General features: G+C 62.9%; 1 protein-coding gene and 1 pseudogene. One reads left to right on the top strand and one right to left on the bottom strand.

Going from position 1 to position 1,098, the window contains the following annotated elements; all coding sequences use genetic code 11:
• A pseudogene (locus tag ACXN5W_RS30330) lies at window positions 1–109 on the top strand (IS5/IS1182 family transposase); the annotation flags it as partial.
• Between the two features lie 390 nt (window positions 110–499).
• Here ACXN5W_RS30330 and ACXN5W_RS30325 read toward each other — a convergent pair.
• A complete protein-coding gene (locus ACXN5W_RS30325; RefSeq protein WP_473161811.1) occupies window positions 500–904 on the bottom strand; it encodes a hypothetical protein in 405 nt (134 codons plus the stop codon).
• Between the last annotated feature and the right edge of the window lie 194 nt (window positions 905–1,098).

Below are 1,098 nucleotides of genomic sequence, written 5' to 3'. Positions count from 1 at the left end.
GACCTGGAAAATCCTGACCAAGCTCCGCTGCTGCCCCCGCCGAGCCACCGCGATCGTACAGGCCATCCTCGTCCTCCAAACCGCCGAAGACGCCCGCCACCCACGATGAAACTGGCTCAAGGTGTCCTGCGTCCCACACCGCCGCGCACTGTGTACCGACTCCACCGAAGTACTCCGCTTCGACGTAGGCCACCGACCCCGCAAGCGACCACACGGCCAGGACAGTGTGGAGACCGGACGGGAGACCCTCACATCGCGCACCGTACGGGTCGTCCACATCTTCCTCACTGACCTGCTCAGTGAACTCCTCGGTCACAGGAAGCAGACACAGCCCCTGATCGAGCGGCACAAGGTCCGCACCCGCGACCGATTGAGCCGGCATCAGCACTGCGGCCGACCCGATGACGGCCCGTAACGTGTAGCCCACAGCTGCCACCTTACGGTCGCGCGGGCAGCAGCAGGCGACACGAGCGCCCTACGGCGGCAGATAAGTTCGTCTCTATGCTGTCGCATTGGAGATCTGGTGTAGCACCCAGAGAGACTGGTTGGCCCTGTACCAGTTCGGCCAGTCGACGTTGGGCCAGCCGGATGTCTCACGCAGATGTTCGAGCCGTTTCCGAAGGATCTTCAGTTGTTCAAGCGGCACGCGGTTGCCGTCTCCAGGTGCTTCCAGGACAGACGATGCGAGGCGGATGACGTCGGCATCTGCATAGCTGATCCGCTCCGGCTTCCTCAGCAGGTAGCCCAGGGCGAAGATTGCAGCCCGGCGCGAATCGCCGTACCAGCAGGTCGGCAGACTTGGGTTGATGTCCGGTGATCGCGGAGTGCGCCGCCCGAGCAGTTTGACCTTTTTTCGGCGGTCGGCATATGCGTCCACTTCTGCCAGCCACCGTTCGCGGCTCACTGTCAGCATGTCAAGCGCTCGGAGCAACGCGGCCTCGTCATGACGAAAGGGACCAGCAACTTGGTTCAGGTAGCTGAACGTCGCTAGTGCCCCGTCATGCAGCCTTGAACGGGTAATCCGGGTGGCGGATCTTGGAGTCGGTAGCGAATCCGGTTTTCGGTCGGGCTCGTTGGTTGCGCCAGCGGATGTAGTCG

It is taken from the genome of Plantactinospora sp. A48 (assembly GCF_055793945.1).
This window is presented reverse-complemented; position numbering and strand designations above follow the sequence as displayed.